General features: G+C 71.7%; 13 protein-coding genes. 7 read left to right on the top strand and 6 right to left on the bottom strand.

Annotated elements, in window-relative coordinates:
• Positions 1-6 precede the first annotated feature (6 nt).
• From ACGFI7_RS07905 to ACGFI7_RS07885, 5 genes are all read left to right on the top strand, one after another.
• On the top strand, positions 7-738 hold the full coding sequence (locus ACGFI7_RS07905; RefSeq protein ID WP_393400614.1) for an SDR family NAD(P)-dependent oxidoreductase: 732 nt from the start codon (positions 7-9) through the stop codon (positions 736-738).
• 90 nt (positions 739-828) lie between these two features.
• On the top strand, positions 829-1,587 hold the full coding sequence (locus ACGFI7_RS07900) for a hypothetical protein (RefSeq protein WP_393400611.1): 759 nt from the start codon (positions 829-831) through the stop codon (positions 1,585-1,587).
• Positions 1,588-1,647: 60 nt separating this feature from the next.
• Positions 1,648-2,811, top strand: a complete 1,164-nt coding sequence (locus tag ACGFI7_RS07895) for a thiolase family protein (RefSeq protein ID WP_393401888.1) — start codon at positions 1,648-1,650, stop codon at positions 2,809-2,811.
• Positions 2,808-4,901 carry a 3-hydroxyacyl-CoA dehydrogenase NAD-binding domain-containing protein gene (locus ACGFI7_RS07890; RefSeq protein ID WP_393400608.1) on the top strand — a complete coding sequence of 698 codons (2,094 nt, stop codon included), beginning with the start codon at positions 2,808-2,810 and terminating at the stop codon, positions 4,899-4,901. Before ACGFI7_RS07895 ends, ACGFI7_RS07890 begins: the two co-directional genes overlap by 4 nt.
• Positions 4,902-4,993: 92 nt before the next feature.
• Positions 4,994-5,374 (top strand): SSI family serine proteinase inhibitor, encoded by a 381-nt coding sequence (locus ACGFI7_RS07885; protein ID WP_393400606.1) that lies wholly within the window; start codon positions 4,994-4,996, stop codon positions 5,372-5,374.
• A 37-nt stretch (positions 5,375-5,411) separates the two neighbouring features.
• Here the strand turns inward: ACGFI7_RS07885 and ACGFI7_RS07880 are convergent, their stop codons facing one another.
• Positions 5,412-6,893 carry an amino acid permease gene (locus ACGFI7_RS07880; RefSeq protein WP_393400603.1) on the bottom strand — a complete coding sequence of 494 codons (1,482 nt, stop codon included), beginning with the start codon at positions 6,891-6,893 and terminating at the stop codon, positions 5,412-5,414.
• 131 nt (positions 6,894-7,024) lie between these two features.
• Entirely contained in the window at positions 7,025-8,905 is a 1,881-nt protein-coding gene (gene dxs, locus ACGFI7_RS07875) for a 1-deoxy-D-xylulose-5-phosphate synthase (RefSeq protein WP_393401885.1), read from the bottom strand.
• Between the two features lie 147 nt (positions 8,906-9,052).
• On the opposite strand from dxs, the gene ACGFI7_RS07870 reads away from it, so the two are divergent.
• Together ACGFI7_RS07870 and ACGFI7_RS07865 are read left to right on the top strand one after the other, a co-directional pair.
• Positions 9,053-9,919, top strand: a complete 867-nt coding sequence (locus ACGFI7_RS07870; RefSeq protein ID WP_393400601.1) for a neutral zinc metallopeptidase — start codon at positions 9,053-9,055, stop codon at positions 9,917-9,919.
• A gap of 144 nt (positions 9,920-10,063) precedes the next feature.
• Positions 10,064-10,825 carry a neutral zinc metallopeptidase gene (locus tag ACGFI7_RS07865; RefSeq protein ID WP_393400598.1) on the top strand — a complete coding sequence of 254 codons (762 nt, stop codon included), beginning with the start codon at positions 10,064-10,066 and terminating at the stop codon, positions 10,823-10,825.
• Here the strand turns inward: ACGFI7_RS07865 and ACGFI7_RS07860 are convergent.
• The 4 genes from ACGFI7_RS07860 to ACGFI7_RS07845 all read right to left on the bottom strand — a co-directional run bounded on the left by ACGFI7_RS07860 (position 10,822) and on the right by ACGFI7_RS07845 (position 15,297).
• Positions 10,822-12,072: an ROK family protein gene (locus ACGFI7_RS07860; RefSeq protein ID WP_393400596.1), complete on the bottom strand. Its 1,251-nt coding sequence runs from the start codon at positions 12,070-12,072 to the stop codon at positions 10,822-10,824. The genes ACGFI7_RS07865 and ACGFI7_RS07860 overlap by 4 nt on opposite strands.
• Before the next feature lie 35 nt (positions 12,073-12,107).
• A complete protein-coding gene (locus ACGFI7_RS07855; RefSeq protein ID WP_393400593.1) occupies positions 12,108-13,370 on the bottom strand; it encodes a sugar ABC transporter permease in 1,263 nt (420 codons plus the stop codon).
• The gene (locus ACGFI7_RS07850) at positions 13,367-14,119 is read right to left on the bottom strand and encodes an ATP-binding cassette domain-containing protein (protein WP_393400590.1); all 753 of its coding nucleotides are present in this window, start codon (positions 14,117-14,119) and stop codon (positions 13,367-13,369) included. Before ACGFI7_RS07850 ends, ACGFI7_RS07855 begins: the two co-directional genes overlap by 4 nt.
• A 62-nt stretch (positions 14,120-14,181) precedes the next feature.
• Positions 14,182-15,297, bottom strand: coding sequence for a sugar ABC transporter substrate-binding protein (locus ACGFI7_RS07845; RefSeq protein WP_393400587.1), 1,116 nt, complete (start codon positions 15,295-15,297; stop codon positions 14,182-14,184).
• Between the last annotated feature and the right edge of the window lie 178 nt (positions 15,298-15,475).

Genomic DNA, 15,475 nt, shown 5'->3' with positions numbered 1-15,475 from the left:
GGATTCATGGGGCACAAGGTCGCTCTGATCACCGGAGGCAGCCGGGGGATCGGCGCCGCCATCGCTCGCCGGCTCGCCGCCGACGGGTTCGACGTGGCGATCACGTACGCCACCGCGGCGGACCGGGCGGCGGCCGTGACCGCCTCCGCCGAGGCCCTGGGCCGCCGCGCGCTGGCGGTCAGGGCGAGGGCCGAGCACGCGGGCGAGGTGGTGGCGGCCGTCGAGCACACCGTGGCCACCCTCGGCAGGCTCGACGTCGTGGTCGGCAACGCGGGCATCGCCCCGTTCGGGCCGCTGGCGGACGTCACCCTGGAGGAGGTGGACCACGCGCTGGCCGTGCACGCCCGCGCGTCCTTCGTGCTGGCCCAGGCCGCGGCGCGGCACCTGCCGGAGGGCGGGCGCGTCATCACCATCGGCAGCAGCCTGGCCGAGCGTGTCCCGTACCCGGGCTGGACCCTGTACGCGATGACCAAGTCCGCGCTCATCGGCCTCACCAAGGGCCTGGCCCGCGACCTCGGCCCCCGGGGCATCACCGCCAACCTCGTCCATCCCGGCTCCACCGACACCGAGATGAACCCCGCCGACGGCCCGGACGCCGACGGGGAGCGCGCGTACACCGCGCTGGGCCGCTACTGCTCCCCGGAGGACATCGCCGCGACCGTCGCCCACCTCGCCGGCGAGGGCGGCCGCAACATCACCGGCGCGGCCATCCCCGTGGACGCCGGCGTCACCAGCTGACACGCCGGTGTCAGAAGCCGACCGACCTGCCGGGGCTCCAACTCGCTGAAACCGGGACGTCACGGACCGTCGTCCCGCATCATGACGTCCATGCTGCCGACCGAGACCGCGCCCCTCCCGGGCGCTCCCCCGGGCGCGAAGGCCGTGGCCGCGCTGCGGAGGCGGGCGCGGGCCGCGCGGCGCCGCGCCGGTGCCGCCATGACCGTCGCGCTCCTGATCACGCCCGCCGCGCAGTTGCTCGCCGAACGGGCGACCGGCGCGTGGGTCACCCCGTCGGCCGTGCTCGCGCTGGCGTCGTTCACCGGCGCGACGGCCGCGATGGCGGTCACGCAGGCGCTCTGGGGCTCGCGGGCGCGCGCCGCGCGACGCCGGGAGCGCGAGCTGTACGCGACGCCGCCGCCCGCGCCGCTGCGGCCGGCGATCCGGCTGGGGATGGCGTCCGCGTGGGCGGTGGTGCTGCTGCTCGGCGGTACGGTGCCATCCCTGTTCGGCGAGTCCGGTGTCGCCGCCGGGCTGGAGAGCGCGATGACGGCGCTCGGCTGGGCCGCGGCGGGCGCCGGGATGTGCTTCGCCGCCTGGTGGGCCGGGGAGGTGGCGGTGACGGCGGCGCGCGCCGTCCGCCTCGGGACGGCGCCCGGCGACCCCTGGGACCCCGACCGGTCGCCCGGCGGCGGCCGGCACGCGACGCCGAGCGGCCGGACGTGGCGCGCGGCCCTGCGGAGAACGGGGGTCGTGGTGGCCGTGGGCGGGGTGCTGGGGACCCGGGGCCGTGTGTGGGAGCTGGGCCCGGTGGCGATCTGCGCGCTCGTCGCCGTGGGCCTCGCGTGCGCAGTAGTTACTGACGAGTAGCATAGGGGCGGAAGCTGTCCAGCAACGAGGAGCTGATCCGTGCCTTCCTCTCGTGACGTCGTGTTCGTCGACGGCGTGCGCACGCCTTTCGGCAGGTCGGGGCCGAAGGGGCTGTACGCGGAGACCCGCGCAGACGACCTGGTCGTGCGCGTCATCCGCGAGCTCATGCGGCGTAACCCCGGCCTGCCGCCCGAGCGGGTGGACGAGGTCGCCATCGCCGCGACCACCCAGATCGGCGACCAGGGCCTGACCATCGGCCGCTCGGCCGCGGTGCTGGCCGGGCTGCCGAAGACGGTGCCCGGTTACGCCATCGACCGGATGTGCGCGGGCGCCATGACCGCGGTGACCACGGTCGCCGGCGGCATCGCCTTCGGCGCCTACGACGTGGCCATCGCGGGCGGCGTCGAGCACATGGGCCGCCACCCGATGGGCGAGGGCGTGGACCCGAACCCGCGGTTCCTGTCGGAGAAGCTGGTGGACCCGAGCGCCCTGGTCATGGGCATGACGGCGGAGAACCTGCACGACCGCTACCCCAGGATCACCAAGGAGCGCGCCGACGCGTACGCGGCGCTGTCCCAGGAGAAGGTCGCGAAGGCGTACGCGGACGGCAAGATCCAGCCCGACCTGGTGCCGACGGCCGTGCGCACGGCGGAGAAGGGCTGGGGCCTGGCCACCCAGGACGAGGCGCCGCGGCCGGGCACCACGGTGGAGGCGCTGGCCGCGCTGAAGACGCCGTTCCGGCCGCACGGCCACGTGACGGCCGGCAATTCCTCCGGCATCAACGACGGCGCGACCGGCTGTGTCGTGGCCGCCGCCGAGGTCGCCGGGGAGCTCGGCCTGACGCCGAAGATGCGGCTCGTCTCGTACGCGTTCGCGGGCGTGGACCCGGAGGTCATGGGCGTCGGCCCGATCCCGTCCACGGAGCGCGCGCTCCGCCTGGCGAATCTCGAAATGTCGGATATTGGGCTGATCGAGGTCAACGAGGCGTTCGCCGTCCAGGTCCTCGCCTTCCTGGAGCACTTCGGCCTCGCCGACGACGACCCCCGGGTCAACCCGTACGGCGGCGCGATCGCGTTCGGCCACCCGCTGGCCTCCTCGGGCGTGCGGCTGATGACGCAGCTCGCCCGCCAGTTCGGCGAGCGTCCCGACGTGCGCTACGGCATCACCACCATGTGCGTCGGCATGGGCATGGGCGGCACCGTGATCTGGGAGAACCTGGCATGACCGACGTTGACACCTGGCGCAGGCTGCTGACCGAGCGCTCCACGGACGAGGTCGTCACCAAGGCCCTGGTCCGCGACGTGGAGCTGCCGGGCGGCGCGGGCACGATGGCGCTGATCACGCTCGACAACGGCTTCGACCACACCAAGCCCAACACGTTCGGCCCGCACGGACTGCTCGCGCTCAACGGGGCGCTGTCGGAGATCTCCGCGCGTACGGACCTGGCGGCGGTGGGCGTCACCGGCAAGCCCTTCATCTTCGGCGTCGGCGCCGACCTGAAGGGCGCGGCGACGCTGACCACCCGCGAGGAGGCGCTGGCGATCGGCGCCCTGGGCCACTACGTCTTCCGCCGGCTGGGCGAGCTGGACGTCCCGTCGTTCGCGTTCGTCAACGGCGCGGCCATGGGCGGCGGCCTGGAGGTGGCGCTGCACTGCACTTACCGCACCATCTCCTCGGGCGTGCCCGCGGTGGCGCTGCCTGAGTGCTCGCTCGGCCTGGTGCCGGGCTGGGGCGGCACGCAGCTCCTCCCCCGCCTGATCGGCCCGGCGAACGCGATCAAGCTGATCGTGGACAACCCGCTGGCGCAGAACCGCATGACCCGGGGCCGCGAGGCGTTCGAACTGGGCCTCGCCGACGCGCTGTTCGAGCCCGCCGACTTCCTGGAGGAGTCGCTGCGCTGGGCCGCCCGGGTGCTCACCGGCGAGGTGACGGTCGAACGCGCCGACCACACCGCCACCGACTGGGACAAGCCGATCGGCGACGCCCGCTTCCTGGTCGACATGAAGCTGCACGGCGCCGCCCCCGCGCCCTACCGGGCGCTCGACCTGATCGCGCTGGCCCGTACCGCCTCCCGTGACGAGGGCTTCGCGGCCGAGGACGAGGCGCTCGCCGACCTGCTGCTCGGCGACGAGCTGCGGGCCGGCCTGTACTCCTTCGACCTGGTGCAGCGGCGGGCCAAGCGCCCCGCGGGCGCGCCCGACCCGTCCCTGGCGCGCAAGGTGACCAAGGTCGGCGTGGTCGGCGCCGGCCTGATGGCCTCGCAGATGGCGCTGCTGTTCGCCCGCCGCCTGGAGGTCCCGGTCGTGCTGACCGACCTCGACCAGGGCAGGCTCGGCAAGGGCGTGGGGTACGTGCACGCCGAGGTCGACAAGCTCCTGGGCAAGGGTCGCGTCTCGCCCGACCAGGCCAACCGGCTCAAGGCGCTGGTGACCGGCTCGCTCACCAAGGACGCCTTCGCCGACGCCGACTTCGTGATCGAGGCGGTGTTCGAGGAGCTCGCGGTCAAGAAGAAGGTCTTCGCCGAGGTGGAGGCCGTGGTGCGGCCCGACTGCGTGCTGGCCACCAACACCTCCTCGCTCAGCGTCACCGAGATGGGCGCGGAGCTGGCCCACCCGGAGCGGCTGGTCGGCTTCCACTTCTTCAACCCGGTCGCGGTCATGCCGCTGCTGGAGATCGTCCGGGGCGGCGCGACCGACGACCCGGCGCTGGCCACCGCGTTCGCCGTCGGCAAGGCGCTGAAGAAGTCGTCGGTGCTGGTCAAGGACGCTCCCGCGTTCGTGGTCAACCGGCTGCTCACCCGGTTCATGGGCGAGGTCATCGGCGCCGTGGACGAGGGCACCCCGCTGGAGACGGCCGAGCACGCGCTGGACGGGCTCGGGCTGCCGATGACGCCGTTCGCGCTGCTGCAGCTCGTCGGACCGGCGGTGGGCATGCACGTGGCCGAGACCCTGCACGAGGCGTTCCCGGACCGGTTCCGCGTCTCGGCGAAGCTGGCCGCGCTGGTCGCCTCCGGCAAGCCGGGCGTCTACCGGCCGGACTTCTCGCTGGACGAGGAGGCGGTGGCGCTCTTCGCGGGCGGCGACACCCCGTCCACCGCCGATCAGGTACGCGACCGCGTGCTGAAGGCGCTGGCCGAGGAGATCCGGATCATGCTGGACGAGGGCGTGGTGGCCGCGCCGCAGGACATCGACCTGTGCATGATCCTCGGCGCCGGCTGGCCGTTCCATCTGGGCGGGATCACCCCGTACCTGGACCGCGCCGGTTACTCGGCGTCACGCTTCCTGCCGCCCGGGGTCGCGTCGCTCCCGGCTTGACCTGCCCTTGGGGAGGTCCGCCCGGCGGGCCTCCCCTGCCCTCATCACTCTCCGTCGTAGCCTCGGATGCCGTGCCACGAAGGGAGAAGATCATGATGAAGGCGGTGGGCGCGCTCGTGCTGAGCGGAGCCCTGCTGGCGGTCCCGGCCCCGGCCATCGCGGAGAGCGCGCCTGGAGCGGTCCTGCGGGTCCTGGTCGCGGTCAAGGACGGCGCCACGCGTGAGGCCCGGCTCACCTGCAACCCGGCCGGAGGCGACCACCGGTCCCCGCGCAAGGCCTGCGCGCTGCTGCGGCGCGTCGGCGGCGAGCCCGCCCGGCTGGACGTCCACGCCGACGCCGCCTGCACGCGCGAGTACCGGCCCGCGGCCGTGGTGGTCACCGGCCGCTGGCGCGGCCGGCCGGTCTCGTTCGGCCGGATGTACTCCAACATGTGCCTGCTGAAGGCGGCCGGCGGAGCGGTCTTCTCGCCCTGAGCGAACCGGGCGGCCCGGGGGCGGCTCCGGCCGCCCCTCAGGACGGCTGCCGGGGCGGAGCCCCCGCCTCGCGGGCCATCCTGCTGTGGCGGTAGCCGTAGGTGAAGTAGAGCACCGCGCCGACCACCATCCAGACGAGGAACCGCAGCCAGGTCTCGACCGGCAGGTTGAGCATCAGGTAGAGACAGGCGAGCACCGACAGGATCGGCAGCACCGGCACCAGCGGCGCCCGGAAGGCCCGGTGCAGGTCGGGCCGGGTACGCCGGAGGATGATCACACCGGCGGACACCACGACGAACGCGAAGAGCGTGCCGATGTTGACCAGCTCGGCCAGCGCGCTCAACGAGATGAACCCGGCCAGCGCGGCGGCCACCACGCCCACGATCAGGGTGAGCAGCGCGGGCGTGCCGGTCCGCGGGTGGACCTTGGCCAGCGGGCGCGGCAGCAGCCCGTCGCGGCACATCGCGAACAGCACCCGGGTCTGCCCCAGCATCAGGATCATCACCACGGTGGTCAGACCGGCGATCGCGCCGATGCTGATGAGCGCCGCCGCCCAGTTCTGGCCCACGGCGGTGAACGCGTCGGCCAGCGGGGCCTCGGAGCTCAGCTCGCTGTAGCGCTGCATGCCCACCACGACCAGCGAGACCGCCACGTACAGAACCGTGCAGATGGCCAGCGAGCCGAGGATGCCGCGCGGCAGCGCGCGCTGCGGTTCGATGGTCTCCTCGGCGGCGGTGGCCACGATGTCGAAGCCGATGAAGGCGAAGAACACGATGGCCGCCGCCGAGAACACGCCCATGACGCCGAACGCCACCGGCGTGATGCCGAACAGCACCTGGATGAGCGGGGCCTGCACGCCCTCCACGGTCGCGGTCGACTCCGGCGCCGGGATGAACGGCGAGTAGTTGGCCAGGTTGATGAAGAACAGCCCGGCCACGATCACCAGCAGCACGACCGAGATCTTGATGATCACGATGATCAGGTTGACGCGGGACGACAGCTTGATGCCGGCGATCAGGATCGCGGTGAGGATCAGCACGATCACGACCGCGGGGATGTCGACCACGGCGTCCTCGCCCGCGATCGACGCGGGCAGGTCGACGCCGATCGAGCGGAGCAGCGCGCTGAAGTATCCCGACCAGCCGACGGCGACCACGGCGGCGGCCAGCGCCAGCTCCAGCAGCAGGTCCCAGCCGATGATCCAGGCGGGGAACTCGCCCAGCGTGGCGAAGGAGAAGGTGTAGGCCGACCCCGCCACCGGGATCGTGGAGGCGAACTCGGCGTAGCACAGCGCCGCCAGCGCGCACACGACGCCGGCCACCACGAACGAGACCGCCACCGCCGGCCCGGCCATCTCCTTGGCGACCTCGCCCGTCAGCACGAAGATGCCGGTGCCGATGATGACCCCGATGCCGAAGACCGTCAGGTCGACGGCGGTGAGGCGCTTGCGGAGCTGGTGCTCGGGCGCCTCGGTGTCGCGGATCGACTGCTCGACACTCTTGGTGCGAAAGATGTCCACGGTCGGCGATCCTTCCCGGGCCCGGGGCGCTCATGCGCGGAGCGGGATCCGCCAGGGGAATCCGCTCGTCAGCCGTACTCGACGGGTCTTTCCCCCGTATCGCCGACGTAACCCGGGAAGGCCGCGCACCCCTACGAGGGGCTGACGACCGGGGAGCTCCGCCTGGCCACGGCCTCGGTGATCTGGCGGGCGAGGTCCTGGCCGGTGAGCCCGACGCGGCCGAGGATGGCGGCCCGCTTGGCGTGGTCGAGGAAGCGCTGCGGGATGCCGAAGTTACGCACCGGGACGTCCACGTCGGCGTCGCGCAGCAGGCGGGAGACCGCGTCGCCGACGCCGCCGACCCGGCCGTTGTCCTCCACGACGGCGACGAGCCTGCGCCCGGTCGCCGCGCCGATCAGAGCCTCGTCGAGCGGCTTGACCCAGCGCGGGTCGACCACCGTGGCGGTGATGCCCTGCGCGTCGAGCAGGGTGGCGGCCTCGAGGCAGGCGTGCGCCATCGGGCCCACGCCGACCAGCAGCACGTCGGGGTCGTCGGCGCCGGACTCGCGCAGGACGTCCATGGCGCCGAGCTTGCGCACGGGCTCGACGGTCTCGGCGACCGGGCCCTTGGGGAAGCGCAGCACGGTCGGCCCGTCGGTGACGGCCACGGACTCGCGCAGCAGCTCGGTGAGCCGCTCGCCGTCGCGCGGGACGGCGATGCGCAGGCCGGGCACGACCTGGAGGATGGACAGGTCCCACATGCCGTTGTGGCTGGCGCCGTCGTCGCCGGTCACGCCGGCCCGGTCGAGCGCCACGGTGACGGGCAGCCGGTGCAGGGCCACGTCCATGAGCAGCTGGTCGAAGGCGCGGTTGAGGAAGGTGGCGTAGACGGCCACGACCGGGTGGAGGCCGCCCATGGCCAGGCCGGCGGCGCTGGTCAGGGCGTGCTGCTCGGCGATGCCGACGTCGTAGGTGCGGTCGGGGAAGGCGTCGGCGAAGCGCGCCAGCCCGGTCGGGTGGAGCATCGCGGCGGTGATGGCGACGACGTCGTCGCGCTCCTTGCCGAGCCGGACCAGCTCGTCGCTGAACACGTCGGTCCAGATGCGGCCCTTGGGCTTCTCGGCGCCGGTCGCGCGGTCGAAGGCGCCCGGGGAGTGGAACTGGTCCTCGTCGTGGTTCTCGGCGGGGCTGTAGCCGCGGCCCTTCTGGGTGAGCGCGTGCACGATGACCGGGCCGCGGAAGCCGCGCGCCTTGCGCAGCGCCGCCTCCATGGCCTGCTCGTCGTGGCCGTCGATGGGGCCGACGTACTTCAGGCCGAGGTCCTCGAACATCACCTGCGGGGCGATGACGTCCTTGACGCCCTTCTTGAGACCGTGGAGCGCGTCGTAGAGCACGGGAACGTTCCCCAGCTTGTCCTTGACGAACTCCAGCATGTCCTCGTAGCGGCGGTCGACCCGCAGCGACGACAGGTGGGAGGCGAGGCCGCCGATGGTCGGCGAGTAGGAGCGGCCGTTGTCGTTGACCACGATGACGACCGGCAGGTCCTTGACGGCGGCGATGTTGTTGAGGGCCTCCCAGGCCATGCCGCCGGTGAGCGCGCCGTCGCCGATCACCGCGACGGCGGTGCGGTCGCGCTCGCCGCGCAGCTTGAACGCCTTGGCCAGGCCGTCGGCGTAGGACAGGGCGGTGGAGGCGTGGGAGTTCTCCACGAAGTCGTGCTCGGACTCGGCCTGGCTGGGGTAGCCGGACAGGCCGCCCTCCTGCTTGAGCGCCTCGAAGCCGGCCGCCCGGCCGGTGAGCAGCTTGTGCACGTACGCCTGGTGGCCGGTGTCCCAGATGATCGGGTCGCGGGGGGAGTCGAAGACGCGGTGGACGGCGATGGTGAGCTCCACCACACCGAGGTTGGGGCCGAGGTGGCCGCCGAAGCGCGCGCAGGAGTCGACGAGCAGGTCGCGGATCTCACCCGCGAGCCGCGGCAACTCTCCGGCGGCGAGCCGTTTGACGTCGTGCGGTCCTCTGATCGAGCCCAGCAACCCGCTCACGGATCGGACCCCCCTCTGCTCTTGTTCGCCGACGGGTCGAGTCTAGTTCGCGGATGCCGCACCAGACCCATCGACTCAAATCCACACACATTTGTCAGCTCTTGACCTAGTCTTTGGCACATTATGAACACTCTCCCCATGAAGAAACTGGCGTCCCTCACCGCAGCCGGCGTGGTCATCGCGCTGGCCGGCACGGGGACGGCGGTGGCCCAGACGCACGGCGTCCAGGCCGGACAGCAGGTCAAGCAGCAGGTCTCCACCCAGCGGCTCGCCACGCAGCTGGTCTCCACTCAGCAGGCCAACCCGCGGGGCAAGACCGCGGCCACGCGCAACCCGCTCTACCGGTCGGGCCGGCTCACCGGCACGAACTGTTCCCCGGGCGGGATCCAGCGCGGCAGCACCGCCGCGTACAAGCGCTTCCTCCAGCGGATGACGAACTGCCTCAACCGGGCGTGGGGCAACCAGTTCCGCAAGGCCAAGCTGAGCTTCAGCAAGCCGCGCCTGCGGATCGTCACCCGCAAGGTCAACACCGCCTGCGGGCGCTGGGTGTCGGGTGCGGCGGGCGTGTACTGCAGCACCAACCGCACCATGTACATGCTGATCACCAAGCGTGAGCTGCGCGACCCGTACCCGGCGGGCATCGCCAGGCTGATGGCCCACGAGTACGGTCACCACGTCCAGACGGTCTCCGGCATCGGCAGCTACTACTACCCGGCCAGGGCCCGCGCCGGCCGCTCGGCGGGGCTGCTCCTGTCGCGCCGCCTGGAGCTGCAGGCCGAGTGCTTCTCCGCGGTGTTCATGCGGACGATCAGCAACTCGCTGCCGGTGACCCAGCAGGACTGGGACCACATCGTGAGCTGGTTCCGCGAGAACGGCCACAAGGGCTGGGCGCAGAACGACCACGGCAAGGGCCGCAGCCAGGCGTTCTGGATGGAGCGGGGCTTCAACTCCGCCCAGCCGGGCTCCTGCAACACCTGGTCCGTGTCGTCCAGGTACGTCGCCTGACGCACTGACGCGCGGCCGCGCCTCACCGGCGCGGCCGCCCCTGGCCCAGGGCAGGACGAAAGCCGAGATTACGCAAACAAATCACCATGAATTGGTCTAGGATCCGCGATCGTGCGTATTCCCCTTGTCGCAGTGGCTGCTTGCATGATCGCGGGTCTGGGCCTGACAGGTACGGCCGCGGCCGCCACCACGACCCCCGGCACGGCCACCGGCACCGCCGCGACCGCGTCGCTGCCGGCCGTGCTCACCAAGAACAGGATCTACCGGTCGGGCACCGCGGGCCCCCTCTCCTGCCCGGCCCCCGAGATCCGGCCCGGCAGCGCCGCCTCGATCAAGCGGTTCCAGCAGGCGCTGGCCCGGTGCGCCAACCGCTTCTGGGCCACCCGCTTCAAGGCCGCGGGTCTGCGCTACAGCCCGCCCAAGCTGCAGATCACCACGGGAAGCCGCTCGGTCTGCGGGACGATCACCGCCAACGGGGCGCAGTACTGCCCGCAGCAGCGCACGGTCGCGATCCGGATCATGAAGCGTGACCTGCGCGACCAGATCATGATGAACCTCGCCCACTCCGTCGCGCACGAGTGGGGCCACCACGTCCAGGAACTCACCGGCATCCTCGACGCCCAGAACACGCTCTACTGGCGCTCCGGCAAGACCCAGCGCGCGGCGCTCAGCCGCCGGCTGGAGATGCAGGCCGAGTGCTTCGCCGGTGTCTTCTACCGTTCCACCCTCGACTCGCTCAGCTCGGAGATCACCTGGGTCCAGTGGATCGACGGGGTGAAGCAGAGCCGCGAGAGCAAGGTCCACGGCAAGCCGCGCAACCTCGCCTACTGGCAGGACCGCGGCTACGACGCCGCCTCGGCACGCGCCTGCAACACCTGGACCGCGCCGAACGCCCGCGTCTCCTAGCTGCCGGCCCTGGCCAGCACCTCCAGCGGGTCCGCGAGCACGTGGGCGAAGGCCAGCTCGGCCGCGCCCACCAGCGTCGCGTCGTCGGCCAGCGCCGAGGTGCGCAACCGCAGCCGCTCGCGCTGCGGCGCCATCGCGTGCAGGGTGAGCTGGCTGCGCACCCGCGCCGCCGAGCCGAGATAGATCTCCCTGAGCATGCCGCCGAAGATGAGCATCTCGGGGTTGAAGATGTTGATCAGGTTGGCGACGCCCAGGCCGAGCCAGTCGCCGACCCGCTTGAGCGCCTCCTGGGCCACGATGTCGCCCCGGTCGGCGGCGTCGACCACGGCGCGCACCGCCTCCCGGCCGTGCTTGCCGCTCTGCGCGTCGCCGTTCTGCGCCTCGCCGTTCTGGCCGGCCTGCGTCCTTCCGGCCGCCTCCAGCAGCGCCCGCTCCCCCACCTCGGCCTCCAGACAGCCGTGGGAGCCGCAGCCGCAGGCCCGGCCGCCGGGGTTGACGACCATGTGGCCGACCTCGCCGCCGTAGCCGTCGTGGCCGCCCAGCAGGTGGCCGCCGGCGATGATGCCGCCGCCGATGCCGACGTCGCCGTGCAGGTAGATGAGGTCCTTGACGGACACGCCCACGCCCCGGCTGTGCTCGGCGAGCGCGCCCAGGTTGGCGTCGTTGCCGACGCTCACCGGCAGACCGAGGCCGAGCCTGCGGCCCAGCTCCTCGCCGAACGGCACCTCCCGCTCGGGCGTCATCAGGTTGGGGCCGAAGGTGATGACGCCGTCGCCCTTGCGCACCCCGCCGGACACCGCCGCGGCGGCGCCCACGCACACGGTGTCGGGCCTGGTCTTGCGGCGCATCTGCCGGGCGAACCCGGCCAGCACCCCCACCAGTTCCCCGAGCTCGAACGGGCCGCGCGCGCGTGGCAGCTCCCGCCGGTCGAGGATCACCCCGCCCAGCCCGACCCGGGCCGCCGCCAGCCGGTCGGGCCCCACGTCGAACGCGAACACGTACACCCGCGACGACTCGGGCCGCACCACCAGGGAGGGCCGCCCGGCGCGCCCCGTCTCGCGGGGCAGCTCCTCGCGCACCAGCCCGGCGGCCGTCAGGTCGGAGGTGAGCGCCATGATGGTGCTGCGGTTGAGCCCCATCCGGGAGGTCAGCTCGGCACGCGAGATCGGCCCGCCCAGATGGACGTGACGCAGCAGTGCGCCGAGGTTGTGACGCCTGATGTCCTCCTGGGACGGGCCGGCTCGCATCGTCTGTGGTTCCTTCAACGGGTGAAAGTCGCTGATCACCTTAGACCAGCGGCGGAGGCCCGTTTACGCGCGATGGCGTCCACGCCCGCGGCGAGGAGCAGCACGGATCCGGTCACCAGATACTTCACGCTCGCGCCGTACCCCATGAGGCCCATGCCGTTCTCGATCACCGCGACCACGGCGCCGCCCAGGATGGCGTCCAGCACCCGCCCCTTGCCGCCGAACAGGCTGGTGCCGCCGATGACGGCCGCGCCCACCGCGTAGAGCAGCACCGAGCTGCCGCCGGTGTTCGGGTCGACGGAGCTGGCCCTGGAGGCGGCGATGATGCCGCCGATCGCGGCCATGGAGGAGCAGATGACGAACGCGCTGACCTTGATCCGGTCGACCGGGATGCCGGCCCGGCGGGCCGCCTCGGCGTTCCCGCCGACCGCGTAGATGTGCCGGCCGAACGCGGTACGTTGCAGCACGAACGTCCAGAGCACCAGCAGCGCCAGGATCACCGGCACCACGATCGGCACCCCGGTCAGCGAGGTGAGCAGCGGGTTGCGGCTGCGCTCCAGGTTGAGCACCCACACCGCGAGCCCGCCGATGACCACCAGCGCGCCCACCCGGGCGGCGATCAGCGACATCGGGTCGGCGATCAGGCCGCGCGCGGCGCGCCTCCTGGAGCGGAAGAGCTGGATGCCCGCGTAGATCGCCACGCAGAAGGCGAAGAGCGCCCAGCCGAGCCACGGCGGCAGGTTCCTGGTGGCGATCGCGACGATCACGTCGTCCCTGATCGAGATGTTCGTGCCCTCGTCCACCAGCAGCAGCACCACGCCCTGGAAGGCGAGGAAGGCGGCCAGCGTCACCACGAACGACGGGATCCCCACTTTGGCCACCAGCCCGCCGAGCGAGGTGCCGATGACCACGCCGGTGAGGATGGCGGCCAGCACGCAGACGTACCACGGCAGGCCCATGTTGGTGAGCGTCACCGCGAGCACCGCGGCGCAGACGCCGCTGGCGAAGCCCGCCGAGAGGTCGATCTCGCCGATGAGGAGCACGAACACCAGGCCCATCGCGATCACCGTGATGGCGGCGCCCTGGGTGAACAGGTTGGCGAAGTTGATCGCGGTGAGGAAGGCCGGCCGGGCGATGGCGAACACCGTGCAGAGCACGATCAGGCCGAGCACCGCGGGCAGCGCGCCCATGTCGCCGCCGCGCACCCGTTCGGCGTAGGCCCGGGCGCTGTGCCCGATCGACGGCGACTTCGCCGCGGTGGCGATGACGTCTCCGGGGAGTTCCTTGACCTTGTTCATTGCTTGATCCCCAGGTCTCCGCTGCGGCCGGATGTGATCAGTTCGACGACCTGCGCGTGCGTCACGTCGGCGGTGCGGACCTGGGCGGCCATCCTGCCGAGGTAGAGGGCAGCGATCCTGTCGGACACCGCGAACACGTCGTTCATGTTGTGCGAGATGAGCACGACGGCCAGGCCCTTGTCGGCCAGCCTGCGCACCAGTTCGAGCACCTGGGCGGTCTGGGCGACGCCCAGCGCGGCCGTGGGCTCGTCGAGGATGACGACCTTGCTGTTCCACAGCACGGCCTTGGCGATGGCGACGGTCTGGCGCTGGCCTCCGGACAGGCTGGAGACCTGCTGCCTGATCGACTTGACGGTGCGGACCGACAGGCCGGTCAGCGTCTCCTGGGCCAGTTCCTCCATCGCGGCCTCGTCCAGCATGATGCCGCGGCGGCGTTCGCGCCCCAGGAACATGTTCTGGACGATGTCGAGGTTGTCGCAGAGCGCCAGGTCCTGATAGACGATCTCGATGCCCAGCGTGGCGGCGTCGCGCGGGCCGTGCACGTGCGCCGGCTTGCCGTCGAACAGCAGCTCGCCCGCGTCGATCGGGTAGATGCCGCCGATGCACTTGACCAGCGTCGACTTGCCGGCGCCGTTGTCGCCGACCAGCGCGGTCACCTCGCCGGCGTGGGCCGAGAAGGCCACGTCGTGCAGGACTTGTACGGGGCCGAAGCTCTTGTCGATCCCGCGTACTTCGAGCAGGGGGGTCATGGGGCTCCCTCACGAGGGGCACGGCTCGCGCCCCGGGGCGCGAGCCGTGTCCTGTGCCGGTTCTACTGGATTCCCGCCTCGGTGCACTTCTCGGCGAACTCGCCGGTGCACAGCTCTTCCTTGGTGACGTAGCCGTCCGCCACGACGTCCTTGACGTTGTCGGCGTAGATGGCCTGCGGGTCCAGCAGCTCCGCGGGGACGTCCTGGCCCGTCTCGGGGTCCTTGACGCTGCCGCTGGCCGCCGGCTTCTCGCCCTTGGCCAGCGCGACCGCGAGCTTGGCGGCCGCGTCGGCCTCCTTCTTGACGGCCTTGTAGACGGTCATGCACTGGTCGCCCGCGAGGATGTTCTGCAGGCCCTGCACGGTGGCGTCCTGGCCGGTGACCGGGACCTTGCCGTTGAGCTTGTTCTTCTTCAGCACGGTGATGGCCGCGTTGCCGAGGCCGTCGTTCGCGGAGAGCACGCCGGCGATCTTCGGCTCGCTGGTGAGCATCTGCTCGAAGAGCGTGCCGGCCTGGGTGTTGTCCCAGTCGGGCACCGACTGCTCGGGGCCCTTGACGTACTCGCCCGCGTCGAACTTCGGCTTGAGCACGCCGTCGTAGCCCTGCTTGAACAGCGTCGCGTTGTTGTCGGTCGGCGAGCCGTTCAGGTAGGCCACGATGGGCTTCTCCGCGCCCTGGTCGGTCAGGCACTTGACCAGGCCTTCGCCCTGGAGCTGGCCGACCTTCTCGTTGTCGAAGCTGACGTAGTAGGCGGCGTTGCCGCCCAGCGTCAGCCGGTCGTAGTCGATGGTGGCCACGCCCTGCGACCTGGCCTTGTCGATGACGGTCTTGCCGGTGCCGCTGTCGAGGTTGACGATCATCAGGACGGTGGCGCCGTTGGTGATCATCTGGTCGGCGATGGTCTGGAACGCGGTCTTGTCGTTCTGCGCGTTCTGGATGTCGTACTCGACACCCGCGGCTTCGAAGGCCTCTTGCAGATACTTGCGGTCCGCCGTCTCCCAGCGGGCCGACGACTTGCTGTCGGGCAGGATGACGCCGATCTTGCCGGCCGCCTGCTGGGAGGCGGTGGCCTGTGCCGTGGAGGTCGAGGAAGTCTGACCGCTTTCGCCCCCGCAGGCGGTAAGACCGAGAGCAAGCGCGGCCGCCGTGGCGGTCAGGCTGAGGATCCCCTTGCGCATGGTGCAGGGTCCTTTCTTCCGGAGGGGCCCGGATGAATGTTGTTTGCGGCAACGTATTCCGGTACAGCCTGCTTTGGAAGACCTCTCGGAGGGGTAGTTTGTTGTTTCCGGTAACAATCCAGAAACGCCACGGACGCCGAATCGACACCTGCTCGCGACTGTGGGAGCGCCGGCGATG

Origin of the sequence: Nonomuraea sp. NPDC048826, from assembly GCF_043198225.1 — a bacterium.
GTDB lineage: Bacteria > Actinomycetota > Actinomycetes > Streptosporangiales > Streptosporangiaceae > Nonomuraea.
Note: the sequence above shows the minus strand (reverse complement) of the source record. Positions and strands in the feature narration are given on the sequence as shown.

What these genes read in the sequence shown, in the direction of transcription:
- ACGFI7_RS07905 (WP_393400614.1), top strand. Translation starts at nt 7, where the DNA reads ATGGGGCACAAGGTCGCTCTGATCACCGGAGGCAGCCGGGGGATCGGC.
- ACGFI7_RS07900 (WP_393400611.1), top strand. Translation starts at nt 829, where the DNA reads ATGCTGCCGACCGAGACCGCGCCCCTCCCGGGCGCTCCCCCGGGCGCG.
- ACGFI7_RS07890 (WP_393400608.1), top strand. Translation starts at nt 2,808, where the DNA reads ATGACCGACGTTGACACCTGGCGCAGGCTGCTGACCGAGCGCTCCACG.
- ACGFI7_RS07885 (WP_393400606.1), top strand. Translation starts at nt 4,994, where the DNA reads ATGATGAAGGCGGTGGGCGCGCTCGTGCTGAGCGGAGCCCTGCTGGCG.
- ACGFI7_RS07870 (WP_393400601.1), top strand. Translation starts at nt 9,053, where the DNA reads ATGAAGAAACTGGCGTCCCTCACCGCAGCCGGCGTGGTCATCGCGCTG.
- ACGFI7_RS07865 (WP_393400598.1), top strand. Translation starts at nt 10,064, where the DNA reads ATGATCGCGGGTCTGGGCCTGACAGGTACGGCCGCGGCCGCCACCACG.
- ACGFI7_RS07860 (WP_393400596.1), bottom strand. Translation starts at nt 12,072, where the DNA reads ATGCGAGCCGGCCCGTCCCAGGAGGACATCAGGCGTCACAACCTCGGC.
- ACGFI7_RS07855 (WP_393400593.1), bottom strand. Translation starts at nt 13,370, where the DNA reads ATGAACAAGGTCAAGGAACTCCCCGGAGACGTCATCGCCACCGCGGCG.
- ACGFI7_RS07850 (WP_393400590.1), bottom strand. Translation starts at nt 14,119, where the DNA reads ATGACCCCCCTGCTCGAAGTACGCGGGATCGACAAGAGCTTCGGCCCC.
- ACGFI7_RS07845 (WP_393400587.1), bottom strand. Translation starts at nt 15,297, where the DNA reads ATGCGCAAGGGGATCCTCAGCCTGACCGCCACGGCGGCCGCGCTTGCT.